Origin of the sequence: Vibrio splendidus 12E03 (assembly GCF_000272105.2) — a bacterium.
Classification (GTDB): Bacteria; Pseudomonadota; Gammaproteobacteria; order Enterobacterales; family Vibrionaceae; genus Vibrio; species Vibrio splendidus_I.
Genome location: NZ_AJZD02000002.1, coordinates 1 through 20105, shown reverse-complemented (window position 1 = coordinate 20105; position 20105 = coordinate 1). Strand labels below are relative to the sequence as shown.

General features: G+C 43.8%; 18 protein-coding genes. 9 read left to right on the top strand and 9 right to left on the bottom strand.

The genetic code is table 11. From position 1 onward, the window contains the following. Nucleotides 1-7 precede the first annotated feature (7 nt). From A142_RS00095 to A142_RS00085, 3 genes are all read left to right on the top strand, one after another. Nucleotides 8-661, top strand: coding sequence for a hypothetical protein (locus tag A142_RS00095; RefSeq protein WP_019826809.1), 654 nt, complete (start codon nt 8-10; stop codon nt 659-661). Nucleotides 662-784: 123 nt separating this feature from the next. Next, entirely contained in the window at nt 785-1084 is a 300-nt protein-coding gene (locus A142_RS00090) for an isoamylase early set domain-containing protein (RefSeq protein WP_009845720.1), read from the top strand. A 276-nt stretch (nt 1085-1360) separates the two neighbouring features. Next, on the top strand, nt 1361-2671 hold the full coding sequence (locus tag A142_RS00085) for a peptidoglycan DD-metalloendopeptidase family protein (RefSeq protein WP_019826806.1): 1311 nt from the start codon (nt 1361-1363) through the stop codon (nt 2669-2671). Nucleotides 2672-2822: 151 nt separating this feature from the next. On the opposite strand, the gene A142_RS00080 is transcribed toward A142_RS00085, so the two are convergent. Beyond that, nucleotides 2823-4667 carry a putative bifunctional diguanylate cyclase/phosphodiesterase gene (locus A142_RS00080; protein WP_029405745.1) on the bottom strand — a complete coding sequence of 615 codons (1845 nt, stop codon included), beginning with the start codon at nt 4665-4667 and terminating at the stop codon, nt 2823-2825. 142 nt (nt 4668-4809) lie between these two features. Beyond that, nucleotides 4810-5706 (bottom strand): LysR family transcriptional regulator, encoded by an 897-nt coding sequence (locus A142_RS00075; protein WP_019826804.1) that lies wholly within the window; start codon nt 5704-5706, stop codon nt 4810-4812. A 108-nt stretch (nt 5707-5814) separates the two neighbouring features. On the opposite strand from A142_RS00075, the gene A142_RS00070 reads away from it, so the two are divergent. From A142_RS00070 to A142_RS25535, 3 genes are all read left to right on the top strand, one after another. Then, nucleotides 5815-7020, top strand: coding sequence for a multidrug effflux MFS transporter (locus A142_RS00070; RefSeq protein ID WP_019826802.1), 1206 nt, complete (start codon nt 5815-5817; stop codon nt 7018-7020). 98 nt (nt 7021-7118) lie between these two features. Further along, nucleotides 7119-7469 carry a hypothetical protein gene (locus A142_RS00065; protein WP_017057980.1) on the top strand — a complete coding sequence of 117 codons (351 nt, stop codon included), beginning with the start codon at nt 7119-7121 and terminating at the stop codon, nt 7467-7469. Nucleotides 7470-7754: 285 nt separating this feature from the next. Continuing rightward, complete coding sequence (locus A142_RS25535) at nt 7755-7889, top strand: hypothetical protein (protein WP_010431176.1); 135 nt, start codon at nt 7755-7757, stop codon at nt 7887-7889. A gap of 157 nt (nt 7890-8046) precedes the next feature. On the opposite strand, the gene A142_RS00060 is transcribed toward A142_RS25535, so the two are convergent. The 3 genes from A142_RS00060 to A142_RS00050 form a co-directional block, all read right to left on the bottom strand. Further along, nucleotides 8047-8664: a glutaredoxin domain-containing protein gene (locus tag A142_RS00060; RefSeq protein ID WP_019826797.1), complete on the bottom strand. Its 618-nt coding sequence runs from the start codon at nt 8662-8664 to the stop codon at nt 8047-8049. Between the two features lie 68 nt (nt 8665-8732). Further along, nucleotides 8733-9623, bottom strand: coding sequence for a DMT family transporter (locus A142_RS00055; protein WP_019826795.1), 891 nt, complete (start codon nt 9621-9623; stop codon nt 8733-8735). Nucleotides 9624-9778: 155 nt separating this feature from the next. Then, complete coding sequence (locus A142_RS00050) at nt 9779-10771, bottom strand: porin (protein ID WP_019826793.1); 993 nt, start codon at nt 10769-10771, stop codon at nt 9779-9781. A 376-nt stretch (nt 10772-11147) separates the two neighbouring features. Between A142_RS00050 and A142_RS00045 the strand changes: the two genes are divergently transcribed. Then, nucleotides 11148-12164 (top strand): succinylglutamate desuccinylase/aspartoacylase family protein, encoded by a 1017-nt coding sequence (locus tag A142_RS00045; protein ID WP_019826791.1) that lies wholly within the window; start codon nt 11148-11150, stop codon nt 12162-12164. A 313-nt stretch (nt 12165-12477) separates the two neighbouring features. Here A142_RS00045 and A142_RS00040 read toward each other — a convergent pair whose 3' ends face one another. The 4 genes from A142_RS00040 to A142_RS00025 all read right to left on the bottom strand — a co-directional run bounded on the left by A142_RS00040 (nt 12478) and on the right by A142_RS00025 (nt 17132). Next, entirely contained in the window at nt 12478-13197 is a 720-nt protein-coding gene (locus A142_RS00040) for a DsbA family protein (protein ID WP_019826789.1), read from the bottom strand. Between the two features lie 127 nt (nt 13198-13324). Continuing rightward, nucleotides 13325-13894 (bottom strand): protein disulfide oxidoreductase, encoded by a 570-nt coding sequence (locus tag A142_RS00035; RefSeq protein ID WP_019826787.1) that lies wholly within the window; start codon nt 13892-13894, stop codon nt 13325-13327. A gap of 3 nt (nt 13895-13897) precedes the next feature. Further along, entirely contained in the window at nt 13898-15961 is a 2064-nt protein-coding gene (locus A142_RS00030; protein WP_032545636.1) for a protein-disulfide reductase DsbD family protein, read from the bottom strand. Between the two features lie 922 nt (nt 15962-16883). Beyond that, complete coding sequence (locus A142_RS00025; protein WP_019826782.1) at nt 16884-17132, bottom strand: hypothetical protein; 249 nt, start codon at nt 17130-17132, stop codon at nt 16884-16886. Between the two features lie 251 nt (nt 17133-17383). Between A142_RS00025 and A142_RS00020 the strand changes: the two genes are divergently transcribed. Together A142_RS00020 and A142_RS00015 are read left to right on the top strand one after the other, a co-directional pair. Next, nucleotides 17384-18988 (top strand): mechanosensitive ion channel family protein, encoded by a 1605-nt coding sequence (locus tag A142_RS00020; protein WP_019826780.1) that lies wholly within the window; start codon nt 17384-17386, stop codon nt 18986-18988. Between the two features lie 204 nt (nt 18989-19192). Continuing rightward, nucleotides 19193-20026 carry a RecX family transcriptional regulator gene (locus tag A142_RS00015; RefSeq protein WP_019826779.1) on the top strand — a complete coding sequence of 278 codons (834 nt, stop codon included), beginning with the start codon at nt 19193-19195 and terminating at the stop codon, nt 20024-20026. Nucleotides 20027-20105: the final 79 nt, after the last annotated feature.

The following is a 20105-nucleotide window of genomic DNA, read 5'->3' as shown; positions in this document are numbered from 1 at the left end:
ATTGCCCATGAAAAAGAAAATCTTACCTATTCCTCTGATTCTACTGATTCCTATTGTCATGCTGGTTGTGGTGATAGTCGCGGGTGCTTATCGCTTTAGCTTGAGTGATGAAGAGATCTTAGCGAAATTTCCTTCTTCTCAAGTGAGTTATGACCCAGTCGTAGAAACCGTTTTTGATTTGAATACCACCAACCCGTGGACAATCAAAGTTCCTGAAACTAACGCATACGCTTTTATCAATGAAGTCGACGAACCTAGAGCGATCGCGTTTGGACGCTATGACTCAGGTGTTGAGCGTGGCGTGGTCACGGTAGACACCAATAACCTTTCAGCTGTCACCCTGGGTAAGGCGAGTTTCTTTATCGCGCCGATGTGGATATCTAACCAAGGCAGCGGTGTTTTCTATTATCTTGGCCTGTTTAAACATGACCAGCAACGAAGTCGCGTGGTGTTAGTCGACCAACTTTTCCTGGGGGATCGTATACAAATTCAGACATTGGAGGTCGCTCAGCAGCCAGATTCGCAATCACAGAATAAACTCACTGGGGAAGGTTTTATCGGCTTTACTCAGCATTCTGCGGAACAATCATTTGCAGAACCCCCTTCTGAAAAGGTGTTAATGAGTTTTTCTTTTGATACGCAATCAATTGGTAAGCAATAACGTTTTCGCGAATGTAAGGATCTGTTGTTTATGTGAGCCAAATTACATATTATCTTAGTTAGATGAATGAAATTTAGACACACTTAGCTTTGTGTCCGCTTATTTTACAAATGGAGCTTGCGAATGATTAATAAACGTTTTTTTAAGACGAAAGATGAAGTTGAAGTGACCTTCGAGCTAGAAGCTCAGGAAGCGAACTCTGTATCCATCGTTGCTGACTTTCTTGATTGGAAAGCCACCCCAATGAAAAAACTAGCCAAAGGGAAGGTTTACAAGTTTAAAACTCGCCTACCTAAAGATGGCGAGTTTCAATTCCGCTACCTAGTTGATGACCAACAATGGGTGAACGATGCGAACGCTGACCGTTACATCCCAAATGAGTTTGGTGAAGACAACTGCTTAGTGTCGACGGTAAACGCATAGTCTTTTCTTAAAACCAGCGACTAATTCGCTTCGATTATTAATTATTCGAAACGGAATAACGTCAACCAATAGAAAGCAGAAACTAGCCGTTTCTGCTTTTTTATTTTCAAATTTAGCGGTTAATTTTATTTGGAGAGAAGTGACTGTTCACTTACGGCAACTCAATGACTTAGCTCTAAGTAGACAGATTCACGTCATATTATGACAATGCATTGATGATTTATGCGTTTGAAAAGCATATCCTATGCCTTTATATCGTAGAAAGACCTGTTTACCGTGTATTCAAAAATATTTCCCTCTCCGTTTGCTGCGCTTTCACCTGTAAAAAAAGTAGCTATTTTGGGACTGCCACTTATTGCTGCGATTGGTGTTGCTTTGCAATCGTCACAATCGGATCTGACGAAAACGATCGATCTTGATTTACCTGACTCAACCGTGATTGAGTCAATTCTGTCACCTTCTTCTGTTACTGTTATCGAACCGCCAACGTTTGAGTACCAAATTCAAACGGGCGATAACTTAAGTAGCATCTTCACTCAGCTTGGATTTTCTTATAAATCGATGATGAGCGTGATGGAAACCGATTTAAACTTTCTTGCGTTAGACACGCTTCGTCCGGGTAACACATTGCGTTTTTGGCGTGATGAGGCGACGGGCGATCTTTCCAAAATGGAACTTCAATTTAGTGTTGCGGATAAAGTGGTTTATCGACTGCTTGAAGATGGCACGTACGAGTTTGAAGATATCTCTATTCCGGGCGAATGGAAGCAGCGACCTCTCGTGGGTGATATTCATGGCAGCTTCTCAATGTCGGCGAATAAAGCTGGCCTGAACAGCCTCGAGATTGACCATATCGTGACCCTTCTTAAAGACAAGCTGAACTTCAGCCGCGACTTACGTGCTGGCGATCAGTTTGAGGTGCTTCAGAAAGCGCAATTCGTTGATGGTGTTGCTACGGGCAAACGCGAAATTGAAGCAATTAAGATCATTAATAAGAACCGTGTAGTGTCTGCGTATCTTCATACCGATGGTCAATACTACGATGCAGACGGCGATAGCTTACAACGTGCTTTCCAACGTTACCCTGTGAGCAGTAGCTGGCGCCAAAGTTCTCAGTTTAACCCTAAGCGCTTACACCCTGTGACTGGCCGCATTTCACCGCACAACGGTACAGATTTCGCGACGCCAGTTGGTACGCCGGTTCAAGCAACGGGTGATGGTAAAGTGATTATGACGCGTAAGCACCCATATGCGGGTAACTACGTGGTCATTCAACACGGCAGCACGTACAAAACACGCTACCTACATTTGAGCAAAATCTTAGTTCGTAAAGGACAAACGGTATCTCGTGGTCAGCGCATTGGCTTGTCAGGTAAAACTGGCCGAGTGACGGGGGCGCACTTGCACTATGAACTGATTGAACGTGGTCGTCCTGTCAATGCAATGACAGCAAATATCCCGATGGCAGATTCTGTGCCTAAAAAGGAAAAAGCGACATTCACAGCAGCGAGAGATAAAGCCGACAAGCTATTGAAGGCAGCGTTAGAAACGCGCAATCTAGCAATGGTTAATAATGATAGTAAGTAGCCAGCCATAGTTAAGTTAAAAGTTAGCTGCTATTGGATAGTTATTATTCATTAAACTGTTTTTCAAAGCCGCAAGAGCATCACAAAGCACAGTCAGTGTTTAGTGATGCTCCTGCGGCTTTTTAGTTCTCGGGATAAGAATCGGTAAGGGTTTAAGCTAAAGGCTCAGAGTGCGCGACATAGCTAACGATAGCTTCAGGTCGCATCGGTGGCGAGTAGAGATAACCTTGGATCTTGTCACATCCCATCGCGTGCAGTTTTTCTAATTGCTCACGTTTTTCAACCCCTTCCGCAACCAAAGATACATCGAGCCTATGGGCTAATTGAACAATCAGCCACACTACGCTCTCTGAGGTCGAGCTAGTCAATAGGTTCCGAATAAAGGTCGCATCAATTTTAATGCAATCGATCGGGTAGCTGTGGATGTAATTCAAACTGGAGTAGCCTGTACCAAAGTCGTCGAGTGCAATCGTGAAGCCTTGTCCTCTCAGAAAGTTAAGAGCGGATTTAGTCTCTTGGGTCGGAGAGAGTAGTACTGTTTCGGTTAACTCGATAACAAACTCATTCGCCTTAAAATGGTGCTGTTCAATGGTTCGAGTCAGATACGAGATATAACGTTTCGAGTCAGTAAGCTCATGCGCAGAGCAGTTGATTCCAAGCTTAACCTTATAGCCTAAGCCTTGCTCTAGTGTTGTTTTAGCGCGGCACACCAATTCAATAATGCGTTCGCCTAATTCGACAATCAGCCCTGATTCTTCAGCCACTTGAATAAACTCTACGGGTGAGATGTCACCATGTCTCGCTGTTTTCCAGCGAGTCAGTACCTCGAAGTACTCCCATTGAGTTTCACCTTGACCCACAATCGGCTGTACCACCACGTACATTCCATTGCTGTCGGGGATATAGCTTTGTGAAATTGGGCTTTCCAGTTCACTTCGCAACGCAGCGACTAGCTCGGTTTTTCTTTGGTAGCGAACTCTTAAGTGAGTGTCATAACATTGAATATGGGTATCTTGGCTGTGTTTGCACTCCTTGAGCGCCAAGCTGGTATTGAAGATGATCTGCTCAACGTCTTTGTTGTCTCCATCTGAACTGGCAATTCCGATGCTGACGTCGAAATCTATCTTGATATCAACGCTACTGTAGCCTTGCTTAATTTTGGCGAGTATTTGCTCGCACACGGCTATCGGGTCGGAATGGTAGGTGATGAAAGCGAACTCATTGCCCGCAGTTCGAAAAGTCAGGTTGCTTTCAGGTAAGGTTCGGCGCAATGTTTCTGCGACAAACTGCAGCACCTTGTCGCCAATATAATTACCGTGCATATCATTAATGGCTTTGAAGCTATTGATGTCGAGTAGAGCCAATGTAAATGGAGTAACACTCTGTTGAGTGATTGATTCTAAGGTGTCGGATAAGCAGCTGCGGTTTAACAGGCCTGTTAAGCTATCGTGTGATACCTCGTAACTCAGCTGATTAACCAGTTGTTCAGATCGGTCGTTGAACCACATTTCTCTTAGCGTGTGGATGATGATGTCAGCAAATAGCTGATGATGCTTGATCACATCATGTTGCTGATCTGGGCTAAGAGGTGAGGTGAACGTTGAGAACAACACTCCCATGACTTCACCACTTTGGGTACGAGTAGGAATCGCGATCGAGTTTTGTGAGGTGATTTCCTGCCTAAATGCCGATGTCGGTAATGACTGGACGACGTATTGAGCAAATGAGCAATCCGGGTGTCTTTGATTGACCGCTTGTTGATAGATATGACCATGGCGCGCATTGATTTTGTCATGCAACACATGGTCGGACTGAGCGATCACCAGAGGAACGATTTGATCAGGGAAGTGCTTCTTCTCGATGATGCTAGTGTACTGAGTATCAAAGGTCTGATGTAAAGTAAGCACGGCTGACTCTAAAAGGTCGATCCCTTCCAACTTAAGTAAGCGACCAATACGCTCGGTGCTTATCATGCTGTTTTGAGTCTGTTGAGTCATAGTCACCATCCCTAGTTAACCAGATTCACTTTGTGTACTGTAAGCGTATGCTTATCTATATGTGTATCTTTGTATAATGGATATGCGTCTTGTTTATTATCGGCCGTGTTGTATAACTTTTCAAATTAAAATGTGACTTATTTCACAGAGCTTGGGTGTTACGCTCTTTGTCTAATCTCTCTTTCAGATGGTCCAAAAATAGTTTTGTTCGCGTATGCGAGTAATCAAGCTTAGGGTAGTACGCGTAAACCATCACTTCGTCGGCAGTAATATTTGGCAATACTGGAACCAATGTCCCTTGTTTTAGATCCTCTTTGATCATCGCTTTGATGGTTAATAGTATGCCCATTCCTCGCTTCGCAGCATGAAACAAAGCCTCTGGATTGGTGGTAGCAAAGTTACCGTTGAGGGTGATGCGCTGCCCTTTGGTGAGTGTGACTTCTCGGGTAGGCCGCTCTCCCCAAATCAAAGAGTTGTGTTGTTCTAAGTCCTGTTCGCTGGTGGGGTAACCATGTTTAGCCAAATAGCTTGGCGCTGCATAGAAGCTGGCTTTGTGTTCAAACAGCGGTGTTTTCTTGAAGCTTAAAGAGTTGAGTTGTTCCAGTTCTCGACTGATCACCAGATCTAAGCCCAGCTCCGGTAGCTGCCCTGGAGTAGTAGTGATTAGCTGCACTTTAATATCGGGATATTTTTCTAAGAAGTCGTCCATGTATTGCACTAGAAACTTAGACCCAACAGCAATTGTTGCGCCTATCTTTAACAAACCTGCTGGGGTCTGGTTAACCGAGCGAGTCTCATCAATAATGGATTGCCAGTTATCCAGCTGATCCTTAGCTCGTTGGTAAAACAGCGCGCCCGCTTCAGTTTGGCTAATTGAGCGCGTGGTCCGCTTTAATAGTTGAGTGCCAATACGTTCCTCTAGCCAGTTTACTCGTTTGCTGATCGCCGAGCTGGTGGTGTTTAGTTTTCTAGCTGCACCATTGAAGCTGCCTTCTTCCACTACTCTGACATAGCTTTTTACGTTAAGAATCCAATCCATATTATTTCCTGTTGGGACTTAATTAAATTCCAATTTAGCTAATTATCAATTATTGGTTTTGAATGTAAACTCATCTAATGAACAAATATCAAACGAATAGGGAATTTTTTGAGCCAATCGACCTTTAAAAAAACGCCGTTACTCTTAGCAATGATGATCATTGCTACGGGGCAGGTGGGTGTGAGCATCTACTTGCCAGCATTGCCGTTAATTGCTTCTGACTTAAGTGCTACTCAAGTAGATGTGCAGCTGCTCGTCACGCTGTTTCTGGTGGGGTTTGGCTTGTCTCAGCTATTTTACGGACCGATGTCCGATGCGGTGGGAAGAAGACCTATCTTCTTGTTAGGTCAGGGTGTTTATTTGATTGGTACTGTCGTTTGTGTTGTGTTTTCTGACAATATGACAGCGCTAGAAGTTGGTCGCTTACTGCAAGGTTTAGGGGCGGGTAGTGCCTCGGTTCTTGGGCGAAGTGTGCTTCGTGACAGCTATGATGGTTCACAGCTTACCAAAGCGTTGTCTTATATCTCGGTCACCGCGTCGATCATGCCGATCATTGCGCCGGTATTCGGTGGTTGGATTTCATTTCACCTCGGTTGGCAGGCGGTGTTCCTGTTCGTTTTATTGTATCTACTAGCGATATTCACACTGGGTTACTTTGTTCTGCATGAAACTTTGCCATACGGAAAGAGCCGCTTTGATGCCTGCCAAGTGGTGAAGAACTACGGGCGTTTGTTGACCAATCGCCAAGTGTTGACCAGTGCCAGTTATAACTGGATGAGCTACATGGCGAGTTTGGTTTCACTATCGTTGTTTCCATTCTTAATGCAAGATCAATTAGGGCTGACCGCCGCTGAATATGGCTCTTTGATGATTGTTCCTTCGGCCGGCTTACTTATAGGTAGTGTCGCTTTAAACTTGCTCAATCGTCGGTTTAGCACGCCTCAGCTGATGAGCCTAGCTATCTTGATTATCTTGGCATCGGGAACTTGGCTTTTGACTCATGAGTTATCCATCTTTAACTTAGTTTGGGCGTTTACTTGGTTGGCGATAGCACAAGGTATCTCGTTCCCGCTATCAATCAGCATGTTATTAGAGCCTCATAAGAAACAAGCAGGTGCAGTTTCCGCGTTGTCAGGATCAATCCAGATGTGTTTAGCGGGTTTATTAGGGGGGTATCTAGTCGAGAGTTGGGTCACGACTCATTTACAGTTAGGCGTGTTTTACCTCATTATTGGTGCTGCTATGGGCGGGGTGCTCTGGTCCTCAACCAAAGTGAACAAAAAGAACGATACTGTTGGAGTAGAATATAGCTAATTGCCTAGTTCACTATCGTCCCCGCACCATCGTTAATACGTTGTATTTGTGCTGATGGTTTTCTACAATGCTTCGGTCCATTGAATAGGTAAAAAAAAATGCAGCAAAATGAATTTGAAGTACTGGTAAAAGCTATCTGCGCACTAGATGGCCTGCCTCAAGCGCTAGAGCTATTGAAATCCAATGAGGATACAGAAGTCGCTGAGGCTGCTGCATCACTGACTGGTCAATTTGCACTTGCTGAAGTGGAAGGCGAAAAGCGTATTTACCACGTGACGCTTCAAGAAAATGAACAAGGCGAAGAGCAAGAGTACATCGAACATGTCATGAATGAAGGCGATGACTTAATCAAATTTGCAGCTTGGTTCTTTGAAACAATGTTTGAATTGAAGCAAAAAGACACATATCAAATTGCAGGTAAAACTTACAGACAGCCAAAGCGTAGCTAGGTTTCTCAGTAAAGTATTTTAGAAAGCAGCTCTCTTGAGCTGCTTTTTTTATAAGTGTCTAAACTGATGACTTGGATTGCGATTAGGAATGGAGCATTAAGAATAAACCAAACCTTAGACTAAATTATTGAATTTAATATATAATTTTTGTTTACGTAGATGTAGAAATAGGTTTTATGCAATGGGGTTGCTTATATTGCATTAAAGTGTGATTTAGATCTTGTTTTTGGGTGTTTTACGTGTAGAATCCGCGCATAAGAAAGTTGATTAAGTGCGGAGATAAGCATGAATTACGAACTAGGCCACGCATACCTTGGTCAAATGGCAGCAAAAAACATGATGCACGAAGCATTGTACGGCACTTCAAAGCCAAAGAAACCATCGTTCTTTAAGCGAATGATGAAGAAAATGGCTAAATAAGCATTTTCAAAAACGGAATTTTAAAAGGCCTTAAACTCGATGAAGTTTAAGGCCTTTTTCGTTTTAGCGATTAATGAAGGTCATCGCTCGTTTTGTTGTGGATGGACACAAAAAAACACTGATTAATTCACGATCGGATTTGTAACTCTGTGTGAGTTTAGCCTGCCGATTGGTTGGACAGGTCGACAACGTTATTTGGAATGGTATCTAAACCATTTTCTTTCATCCATACTTCTAAGTTGTCGGCTCCACCGATGTATTTACCATCGAGCCAGATCTGCGGGACGGTGACCGGTGTTTTCTCACCAATGTGTGCTTTTACCTCTGGAATCATACGATACAAAGCGGCGCTGTCTTTTACGACATCGTGATATTGGTATTCAACTCCGGCTTCATCAAGCATTTTCTTTGCTTTAACACAGAATGGACAAGTCGCCTTACCGTAAACGATATTGCCTTTTAAGCTGTCTCGTTTGGTCCACTCTTTGATCACCGATTGGACTAACACACCGCGATTCAGCGCTTCACCTTGGCTTACCACTTTGCCTTCAACAACAAGGATTGGAGCATGCCAAGAGCCTAGTTTTAGCGGCTCCCACCAGTGAGACAACCAATCTTTCACTTCCAATTCGACATCGACATCGGCCAACTCATTCTCAAAAGTATCCTTCAGAATGTCTTTGGTAAGGGTACATTCCCCACATGGGATATTAACTTTAAATGGACCCCAGCTGCCTGCCCAACGGTATAGTGTAATCTTGACTGGTTTCTTCATGGTTACGGCCTCTTTTGAATTCTCTTATCCATATAGAACGGACAGTCGAACTATTTATTTCACCAACCTTAAACTTTCTTCACTTTTGAAGGTTTTTTGGTTTCCCAGTGCGTTATAAATGCAACTGACGCAATAATAATAGCAGCCCCTAGCCATAAACGACCTGGTGGAACCCAACTAAACACAATCCAACCTGCTAAAACATTTAGCGGTAATTTCGCGTGGTCAAAAGGTTGCACAAACGAAGCATCAGCGACCGAGTAGGCTTTTACTATCGCCCATTGAGCGAGTGCCGTCATAACACCGATAACAATCAAGATAGCCCAAATTGTACCGCCGCTTGGCGTCTGCCAATCTGGCGCGGCAAGCAGGATGTTAAATGGTGTGATTAATAGCAGCAGGTACACCACCATGGTTGAAGGGCTGTCTTGCGAAGAGAGCTTTTTCACCATCAGTGAGTAGCATGCCCAGAAGAATGCGGCACCGACTGGTAATAGCGTTGCCCAGTTAAAGTCTTCAGCCCATGGCTCTAGAATCACCATCGCACCTACGAAACCGGCTAAGGTCACGCTCCAGCGAGCTGCCCCAACTTTCTCTTTTAAGAAAAGCCCTGAGCCTATGGTTGCAAACAATGGCGACGTCATGAGAAGGGCAATGCCTTGCCAAATTGGTACTGGGTAAGCCAGTGCCCATATCCAAAGTTGAATACCAATAACAGACAAGAAGACACGGAATACGTGCAATTTGAGGTTATCGGTTTTTAGCGCACGGCGAATGCCCAGCGTTTTCAGATAAGGAAGAATAGCGAACAACGCGATGGCGTATTGAATGACGGCGACGGTGGTAGAAGTAAGTCCGAAATGAATGCTAGCAATTTGAGTTAGGCTGTTAATAACGGCAAAGGCTAGGCCTGCGGTTAGCATCCAGCTAGCGCCTTGGATCGGATGGTGTTGTGACATGATGCTTCTAATTATTTGATGTGGTCCACCTATGATACGGATTTAGCACCACTTAACCAGAAAAAGCATTGATGAAGTTAGTCAGAATATTTGAATATGAAAAAAGGTTGAGCGATTGCCCAACCTTTTTAGCATTAATCTAAAGTAGATTTAGATTAGAAGTCGTAACGTACACCTAGGCGAAGTGTGTCTTCACCTTGAGTTGTTAGGCCTGTAGTTGCGTCTTTTACTTCATCTAAGCCATTGATATAGTATGCAAGGTATGTACGGAAGTTGCTGTTAAGCTTGTAGTAGCCTGCTAGCTCGATGCCATCAACAGAATCTGCTGTAGAACCGTTTGCCGCTTCATCTTCTTGATATGTGTACACTACAGCAGCAGAAAACTGCTTAGTGAATTTATACTGTGCTGCGAATTCCATTGCAGTGAATGACTCAACATCTGCGCCAACTGCTTTATCGTCTGAATCACCTGTAGAGTAGGTTGCTGCTAGGTAAAGGTTATCTAGAGAATATGCTAGACCTGCAAGGATTTGGTTTGCGCTACCTGCACCAGCACCTAGATCTTCGCCAGAGTATGCAAGACCAAGGTCAAGACCGAATGGTAATGAATACACACCAGAGATGCCGTAGCCGTCTGAGTCTTTTTCGCTATTTGCTTGATAAGTTGCTTCTAATTGAAGTGCGTCAAAGCCACCGCGGTATGCAAATACGCTATCTTCTTTGTCAGAAGCTGCGTCGATTACTTGTTGAACACCAGAGAACTCAGTGATATCCGTAAAGTCAGATACGATTACTGAAGCCATGTCTTGGCGGCCGACAGAAAGTGCTTGGCCATCGAAATCAACACCAGCGTACATGTAACGGTTTTTAAACTCACTGTTACCAGTGCTTTGCTCTGCTTCGTAGAAACCGAATGCTGTTACAGTATCTGTAAGTTCTGTTTTACCACCAAGGTTTAAACGGAAACGAGTTTTATCTTCCATTGTACCTTCAACTTCAGCACCACCTGAACCAATGAAATCACCACGGAATTCCGCACGACCGCCAATTTTAAGTTCTGTACCATCAGAGCTGTAAACTGTTGCTGCTAGAGATGAACCTGAAACTAGTGCCGCTACCACTGCAGAAGCTAGAACTGCCTTTTTCATAATCGCTTACCTTGTATTTTAAAATCCGTGAGCAATGTGCTCTCCGTTTCGATATGAAGCTAATTTAGAGCAGATAAATTAAGCTTTCATTTCCATAAAATTACATTTTCGTGAATGGGGAACTTTTTTAAGTGTTGATTTTATTGCATTTTTATTTCAAGTAACTGAGTGTTCGGTGAATAAATATACAAGTTGCGTGTATTTCAACGGTTATATTGACAAGTTTTACCTTGGAATCACGGATGTCGATGGTGAAGAGTTTTGGGAGCGATGAAGGCTTGTCAATCTGATTAACTGCTTGTACTGGTTAGGATATCCTCTATGATGCAAAAACTTAGAAGAGAATAGATTCTGCTCAACAATATGGAGACGTTGGATGAAAACAGAGTACTTAGGCGATGTTTTACAAGGTAGGCAGGTTATTGGCTCCTTGAATGTTGAAGACCTACCCGTTGGAGAGCACCAGTTTTGGTTTCAAGTCACCAGTGATGGGCTAGGGCAACCTAAGAACATGCCGGTTTCTGTTTTCAAAGGCAGTCAAGAAGGTCCTAAGTTGATGATCACCGCCGGTATTCACGGTGATGAGCTAAACGGAGTGTTGGTTGCACAGCAAATTATCAGGGACTTAGTCGGTAAAACGCTCAAAGGCACGGTAACGATTGTGCCTACTGTGAATCTGCCTGGCTTGCTGAACCATAGCCGTGATTTCATCTCTTCGGATCCGGGTTCTTGCCCTGCTAATCTTAATCGACTCTTTCCGGGTGACGCGAATGGCTTGGCAGCGGAGCGCTTTGTTGCGTCTTTGTGGGAGCGTTTGCTTAAGCATAATGCCACCTTCGCCGTTGACCTCCACACTCAAACTCGTGGCGCAGTTTATCCACTTTATGTGTTTGCTGATTACCGCATAGAACAATGTTTGGAGATGGCGAGGCTGATGCAGCCCGATTGTGTTCTGAATGACCCTGGCGACCCAGGTATCTTAGAAACGGTTTGGAATCGAAGTGGAATTCCGAGCATCACGGTGGAAGTTGGGATGGGGAAATTTACTCAGCCTGACATGATTCAACGAGCGGTAGACGGTGTTTTTAACATGCTGTCTTATTATGAAATGTTCGAGGTTGAAATAAATCACCCTGAGAAAATGCAGCTGCCGAGTATGGATTGGATAGAGGGAAATGATGTGGTTTCTATCCGCGCTGATATTGGTGGTTTCGTATTGCCGCAGGTAGAGCTTCTGCAAAGCGTAGAACAAGATGATCTGTTGGCCATTCAATATGACGCTTTTGGTAATGAGTGTCGCCGTTATCACGCGCCGTCTGCCGGACGTGTCCTTAGCTATAACGTGGATGCGCTAAGGGAGCCGGGTGCGCTTGTTTGTCGCTTGCTGAGTTAAGGCTCAGTCGGTTGGACGTTTCCGTGTTAATGCACTGTGTTGTTATCTAAAACACGTAAAAAAAGACCGAGCTAGGCTCGGTCAAAGGACAGTTGTCTAGAGTAAGCACGTCTTGGACTCATCGAGAGAACTGCTTTTAGAGTAGCGAGGCTAGATTAAGAATCCATTGCAAGATAGTGACACTTCGACTGCTTTTCTGTTTCAAAAACAATATTGAAAACATTACCTTAAGCTCATCAAAAGCCGACTGCGAGTTACACCGGTCGGCTTTTTATTACTTCTCTTTTGAATCTTTATCTCTATCTACACTCGATTAAAAAGCGTCATCCACGATCTCTTTTAATCGGTCATAAGGCACATATCCTGGTAAAACATTTCCGTTCATCATCATGGTTGGAGTGCCCGTTAAGCCTAGTGCACTGAACGTTTGATGGTTAGTGGTTAGAACCTGGTTTTGTTCTTGAGTTGTTTTTAGCTCCGCCTCTGTTCCCGTCTTCTTGGCGACTGCTTCTAGTGAGCTTTTCGAGTGAATACCGCTTTTCGCCATCAGCAATCTATCAACTTCAGGGAATGCTTCTGGGTTATCTTTCCATACTTTCATCGCGTATAGCGCCGCGTTGGTGTCTAGCCCCGAAACCTGTTGCTGCTTAAACGATAAGTACACGTTGATCACTTTAATGTCGCTGTTTTCAGAGGCTAATTGAACCAAGCCTTTTTCCAAGCGCTTACAGTAAGGGCAGTTATAGTCGGTAAAGTTAATGATGACCGATTTGCCATCCGGATTGCCCGTGATTGGGTGGGCGTCATTGTTGTATAACCAATCATGGCTTTCCGCTTGGGCTTTTTTCGTTTGCTCTTGACCTGCTACGTACTGCTCTAAACTGGTATGCAATCCAGAGATCGTCGATGGGTTTTCCTTCAGGAATTGATTAATTTCTTCAAGTTGTTGAGTTTGTTCTTTGTTTAATTCTGCGAAGGCATTAGTACTCATTAATGAGCCTAAAATCAGTGCGCTTATCAGATGCTTTTTCATATTGTCTTTTCTCTAATTCGTGATAATCGTGAGCGCTTATTGGGTTGCGCTCACATTAATATTGTTTGTTAAACTGACTGAGTCGGTTTATTCACTTAGCTTTGCTCTGTTTTTCTTTGTGAGCGAGTTAAGCAAAGTAGGTTCTTAACCACAGCCCTATAGGAGAAGTAACGCCTGTTGCGATACTGCTGATCTTTCCGTCTTTGATGATGACGATGCTTGGAGTGACATTAACGCCCCAACTTCTGCTGATTGATCCAGAAAGATCATTGATAACAGGGAAGTCATAATCTTTGGCGTCTAAGAAGCGCTGAACACGTTCGTCTGGACCAGATGAAAGTGCGACAGAAACTACTTGATGGGAGTCGCTGAAGCTATTAACCGTCGGGCTCACCAATTTGCATGCGCTGCACCAAGTCGCCCAAAAATAGACAATAACGGGCTTACCGTTTTTGCTTAGCTCGATAACATCAATATCTTCCCCTTGGAGCGATTGACCCACAATTGGAATCGCGTCGCCTTGAGGCATGCTTCTGCTGTGATAAAAGTCCATGGCAAATGAAACCACGCCAACGATCAATATCATTGAAACCAGTTCCTTTCCCCACTTCTTAAGACGACTTGGCTTTTTGGCCTCACCCTTTACAGCGTCGTCTTCAATCGTGCTAGATTTCTCTTCATTGTTGGGAGTCTTCATCAGTTATCTCGCAGCGTCGATGGCTTGAACGACAGTGTCACTGTTGAGAATGACAGGCAGTGGAATACCGCTTTTATAGCTCGGACCGTAGACGATATTAAATGGCACACCAAATCGCCCATTACTTTGTAAGTATTGAGTGACACTTTCACTTGGTGTTGTCCAATCACCTTTCATCAAAACAATGTCTTCTTGCTGTAGGTGGCTGTAGACAGGGTCTTGAAGGATGACGCCGATCTTGTTGGCTTTACAAGTGATACACCAATCAGCAGTTACATCAACAAACACCGTTTTGCCTTCATCAACGAGCTGAGGGATTTGCTTCGCATCCAGCTTTTGCCAAGCGAGATCGTCAACAATCGGAGTCGCCCAGTTATCAGCGGTGACACTACCGACGATCAATGCAGCACCAAACATCAAGGTTGTGGTTGCGACGATAGGAATAAGCACCTTGCGACCCAACTTACGGCCAATCCAAACCAATACTGAAATCACGATAAACAGTGACAACAAGATAGTTGGGAATTTACCAATGAATGGGCTAAGGAGGCTTGTTAGCCATAGGCTGGTAATGAACATCATTAAGCCAAATACCAGCTTAACTTTGAACATCCACGCCCCAGGCTTTGGAAGCAATTTGGTTAGGCTTGGGAATAGCGCAAAGATCAACCAAGGCGCACTCATACCGATACCGAGCGCGATGAAGATTGCCCATAGCTCTTGGTAGCTTGCTCCGAGTGCATACGCGACAGCGGTTCCTAGGAATGGCGCGCTACATGGCGTTGCTAACAGCGTTGCAAACATGCCTTGAACAAAGTGGCCTGAATGTGAGTCATCACCTTTGGTTGCCATCCAAGTGTTTAAACCTGATGGTAGTCTGAATTCGAATAACCCAAGCAGGTTAATCGAGAACAGCAAAGTGATGATCAGCATGAACCCGATGAACCAAACGTTTTGGAATTGGATTCCCCAACCAATCGCATTACCACCCATTTTTAGTGCGGTCATACCTAGGGCTAACAGCGCAAATGATGTAATGACACCTGAAGCAGAAGCTAAGAATGAGAGTCGGATATGACGATTGGATGCACCTTGGTTTTGAATGATGCTGTTTAATTTCATTCCTAAGACTGGCAACACACATGGCATGATGTTGAGGATCAAACCACCAATTAAAGCGAAGCCTATCATCGCCAAAAAGCCGTTGTTGCTTGTTTGGTAAGCGATCGGTTCTGAGCCAACTTGGGCCGTCATCTCTTCGGCGAAATTAGTGTCTGAAACGGTGACACTCACGTTACGGTCCGTTAAGTCGACTTCACCTATCCAGTTGCTCACATCAAATACGGCCGTCATTGTATTGTCTGCGATGTGGACGCTTGGTTGAGAGAAGAAGTCATCAATCACTTCTTGCCCGTCAATCAACACCATCGGCTTATCCCAGCCATTTTTACTTGTCAGCTGAGTAACCAGTTGCTGTTTGCTCTTGTCCCAAAATAGACCATTGACTGAAGTGCGATTAGCTTCTCGTGGAGATTGGCTCATGCCTTGGTTGAACAAGAACATCGCTTCTTCATCGAGCGCTAAAGTTTGTGGGTCAATCGGCAGTTCGATATCGTAATCGGTTAACACACAGATATTGGTACACGACGGAAAGGTAAACGATGCCCTGAATATCGCAGGCTTCGTGTTGTCTTTCAGGGATAAAGTGACAGGAAAGCTGACATGTTTTTTGTAGCCTAACGTCATGACGTCAAGCTGCTCGTAGTATTTAGGTATCGGCCAGTGCCACTCTACTGACTCAATGTTTGTTGAACCAGACCAGTCCCAGCTTGGCGGAATGCCACCTTCGCCTGGGCTGCGCCAATAGGTTTTCCAGTCGCCGTCGAGTACGACATCGAGCACGGTTTGAATCTTAGAGCCGTCATCCGACTGTTCACCCGTCGACATCATTCGCATTTTTACAGGCGGATGCTCAGGCACGCTTATCCAGCCCGTGGTTTGAGCCAAGGCGGTAAATGACGTCATAACCAAAAGGGCAGTGACTAAGGTTTTCGCGCATGTACGCATAGAGAATGCCAATGAATCGACAAACTTAGTTAGTAGTGTGTTGTACACAAATGTATCTCCAAAAAATAAATAAAAGGGTGTAGTAGCCCGGTTATTTACTCTCTAAATATACAATGCTTTAGATGTAGTCGGTGTTTTGTAGGTCGAGAGGAGCGATGATTGTCTCTAGATAATCTCGAGATGTGAGGTGGTAAGTTAAATGCAACTGCAATAATCAGTACGAATGGGATCAGCCAGCCGGTTTTTGGGGCGGCAAAGGTCAGCATTTTCGAACTCAGGCTGCATGAACTTGAATTGGGAGACGTTAACATTTTAGAGGCTTCTAAACCGAAAACACTGGCGTACAGGTTGGCCATTTTTTCAGAAGAAGCAATGTCGGTTTGAGGATTACTGGTTTCTGTATGATTTTGTGCACCAACTAGGACTGATTGGCCGTTAGCGGATGTAGATAACGATACTTTCTTTATGGACAGAGTACTCGCCAGACAAGTTACGATAACCAGTCCAGTCAGGAAGAGCGCCCAAAGCGAATGCTTTTGTCGGCGATTCTGTGTAGATAAGAAAAGTAGCGATGTGTTCAGCAAATTAGTCAGTAATCAAATCAGTTAGTTGTTAAAACGAGCTCGTTGAATTGTGGCTAGCTTAGATAAGTTCTCTTCGTGCCACAAGTCATAAAATTGTTAAAGTGAAACTAGGTATAAATGAGCGATACACGATAAACGACGCATGAACACCAATTCACGCGAATACGACATTGGGCTCTAGCTAAAGTTCACAACAACTGGCAGTTATCGCGAAGTTATTCTGTATAGAGTAGTTTTTTTGGACTCGAGTTATTAATTATCGATGGCGCGATACAAAAAAGCCCAACTGATCGTAGATGATCTTGTTGGGCTTTGATCATTGGTGTTATTGAAAATTCTTAGTGATTACGACGAGGGCCGTTACGTACCAAGTCTTTACCATTTTCAAAAACTTCTTTGCTGATCCAGCGAGCAAGCAGAACTTTGTGGCTGCTGTTGAATACAGCAACGAAGTGACGACCGTCAGAGTTGTTAGTCGCCATACCAACACCTTCAACGCCTTCAAGGCCTAAACCGCCAGCTTCCACTGAAATTAGGAATTGCTCTAGTTCTTCTAGAGACTCAATAATATCAAGTTCGTTGTTCATTTTTATGCTCTCTTGCTGTGAGCCAACATCGTATTTAGGGCGCTTTAGTGCTGTGCTCGAATGAAGATATTGGCTGTTGTTCTTTGTTGGATGCGTACTCTACAGGTCATAAGAGGGGATTGGAACTCTCAAATATTAGAAGCAGGCTGATAATTTACGAATTTTTAACATAACATACGTTTAAATGCTTGTTATCCATATTCTTTTTACTACTATTTATAGGGTCAATTTAGACAGTAATAGGAATTAATATGATGAAGGTTTGGCGTTGTCTATTGTTAATGTTGGCGTTTGTCGCATTTGGAAGTTATGCGCAGAGCGTTGAGAAAATCGCAGAAGTACAAGATCAGTTAATGCTCGATCTAGCAACATTAGAAACGGCGCATGATGCTGAGAAACCCTTTCTTGAAGATATCTTAAGGCGTAAGAATCAGGGTCTACGCGAAGAGATTTTTTCACAGCTATCGTCAGATAAAAAAGAGGGGCTGGATGTCACTCTTGCTCAGCAGGTTGAACTGCTACAAAAATTGCTGTCATTGAATGAAACTAAAATCGTTTCAATGAGTAAAGAAAATCGTTCCGCTGAGGGTGACGCTAAAAAACGCCTTGAATTGCGTATTCAAAAACGAATCGGAATGATGGATGTCTATTATCAGCAGCTTGCTAAGACCTTAAATTGGTCGAAAGAGCGTGGTGTTGATGTTTCTGTTCCTGAAGGTGAACTTAAAACGGCGTTAGTTGCTCGTTCTAAATACCTGACTAATGCCATTCTTTACACAGACACACAGCGACAAGATCTAGAAGCGCGTTTGTCTTTTGTGAATGAAGAAGAGAAAGCGATCATTAAAAAGGAGCTTGAGCGTTTCAGCGAGCGTACTAGCGTTATGGTCGCGAGCTTAGAAGAAACCATCACGCTAATGGAACCGTTTGGCGTGGATGTGACTTCATATAAACGTGTTTTGTTAGCGACGACAGGCGACATTAACGCCGATGTGTTGGATGTTGATGTTGCACTGGAACTGTTGGATGGTTGGCTACGTTCGTTCAGTTCATGGGCTTTCGAAAATACCCCTTCTTTTATCGTTAAACTTGCTCTGTTTCTCGGTATTTTGTATGTAACTCGCCTTATTGCTAACGTGGCTCGCAAAACCGTTCGTAAGAGTGTTTCGCACTCTAAAATGGACTTCAGTGTATTGATGCAGGACTTCTTTGTATCCATCGCATCTAAAGCAGTCGTGTTTATCGGTTTGCTTATTGCACTGTCTCAAATAGGGATAGAGCTAGCACCTCTTCTTACTGGTTTCGGTGTAGCCGGTGTCATCATTGGTTTCGCATTGCAAGACACACTATCTAACTTTGCATCGGGTTTGATGATCTTGATCTACCGTCCTTATGATGTCGGTGACATGGTTAAAGTGGCGGGTGTGCAAGGCACGGTAAAAGACATGAGCTTAGTGTCGACGACTGTTCAAACCATCGATAACCAACGCTTGGTGATCCCAAATAACAAGATCTGGGGTGACGTGATCAACAACATCACGGCAGAACGTGTGAGACGTGTTGATATGGTTTTCGGTATTGGTTACTCAGATGATATCGATAAAGCGAAAGCGGTATTGAACGACATCATTGTTGCGCACCCTCTAGTGTTGAAAAAACCAGAACATATGATCAAGCTTCATACCTTGAATACGTCTTCTGTTGATTTCGTAGTACGACCTTGGGTTAAGACTGATGACTATTGGGATGTGTACTGGGATGTAACGGAAACCGTGAAGAAACGCTTCGATGAAGAAGGCATCACGATTCCATTCCCTCAACGAGATGTACATATTTACAATCACGAAGAGAACTAAACGAAAGATCTAGTATGAAAAGCTATTACGAAAAAGCTAAGCATGGCTTAGAGCCATCATTCTTAATGTGATATCAAATGGACGCTGAACAAGCGTCCATTTTTATTGGCTGCCGCTTATGTTGAGCTTCATTCTTTTATGTCACTCAACCACCTTAGAATTACGTTATGATGGGGTAGGCTTAATCTGGAAAGTTGAAATCGAATGGATGATTCACAGCAAAAAACGAATACTAGAAATACAACGGTAAGAAAAGCGGCGCGAATTGAAAGCGTTATGAACTCTGCGATGTGGCATTTAACTCAGAGAGACATGACGGAAAGCGAGTTGATTGCGAAGCTCAAAGTGAAAACCGACAATCAAGAATGGATCGATGAAACTTTAGAGACATTGAAAGGCTTCGGGTATCTCAAGTCTGACCAAGTGTTTGCAGAACAATTCGTGGAACAAGCTTTCTCTGGTGAATTTGGTTCTCGATACATTGTCGAAAAACTGAAGAAGAAGGGTCTGACCGATTCAGTGATTTCTGATGCCATCCATAAAGTGTCGTTCGAAAAGTCTACTGATGAACAAACCATCTTGATAGACCGAATCAACCACTACTATTCAAGCTTTACCATGAGCCGTGAAAAGCTGGTTTCGACACTGCAAAAGCGTGGCTTTAGCTATCAACAAGTTAAGGTAGCGATTGACCAGCACCCACAAGCGCATCAACTGAAAAGTAATATTCAAATTAAGGCCGAGAAAGCCGATTTGGCAAAAGAGGTGCTCAAGTATGCTCGTAAAGGCAAGGGCCTGACCGTCATTCAGCAAGAACTTAGACAACGACAAATCGACACAAGTGAGCTGTCATCGCTCATCGACCGATTGATTAATGAAGAGCAGCTAGATTTCTATTCTTCGTGTTTAGAACAGTTGCAGAAGAAGTCTTATGACCTAAACGATCATAAAGAACGCTCTAAGGCTTACGCGATGCTAAGTCGAAAGGGGTTCTCTTCAGACGAGATCAAATTTGCGTTGAGTGAAGATAACGAATAACTAAGCCGGAAAAATTTCCTATGTAGTATGTTGGTTTGTCCTAAGTAACTATTGTCGAGTAGACGACACTTGTTACCAA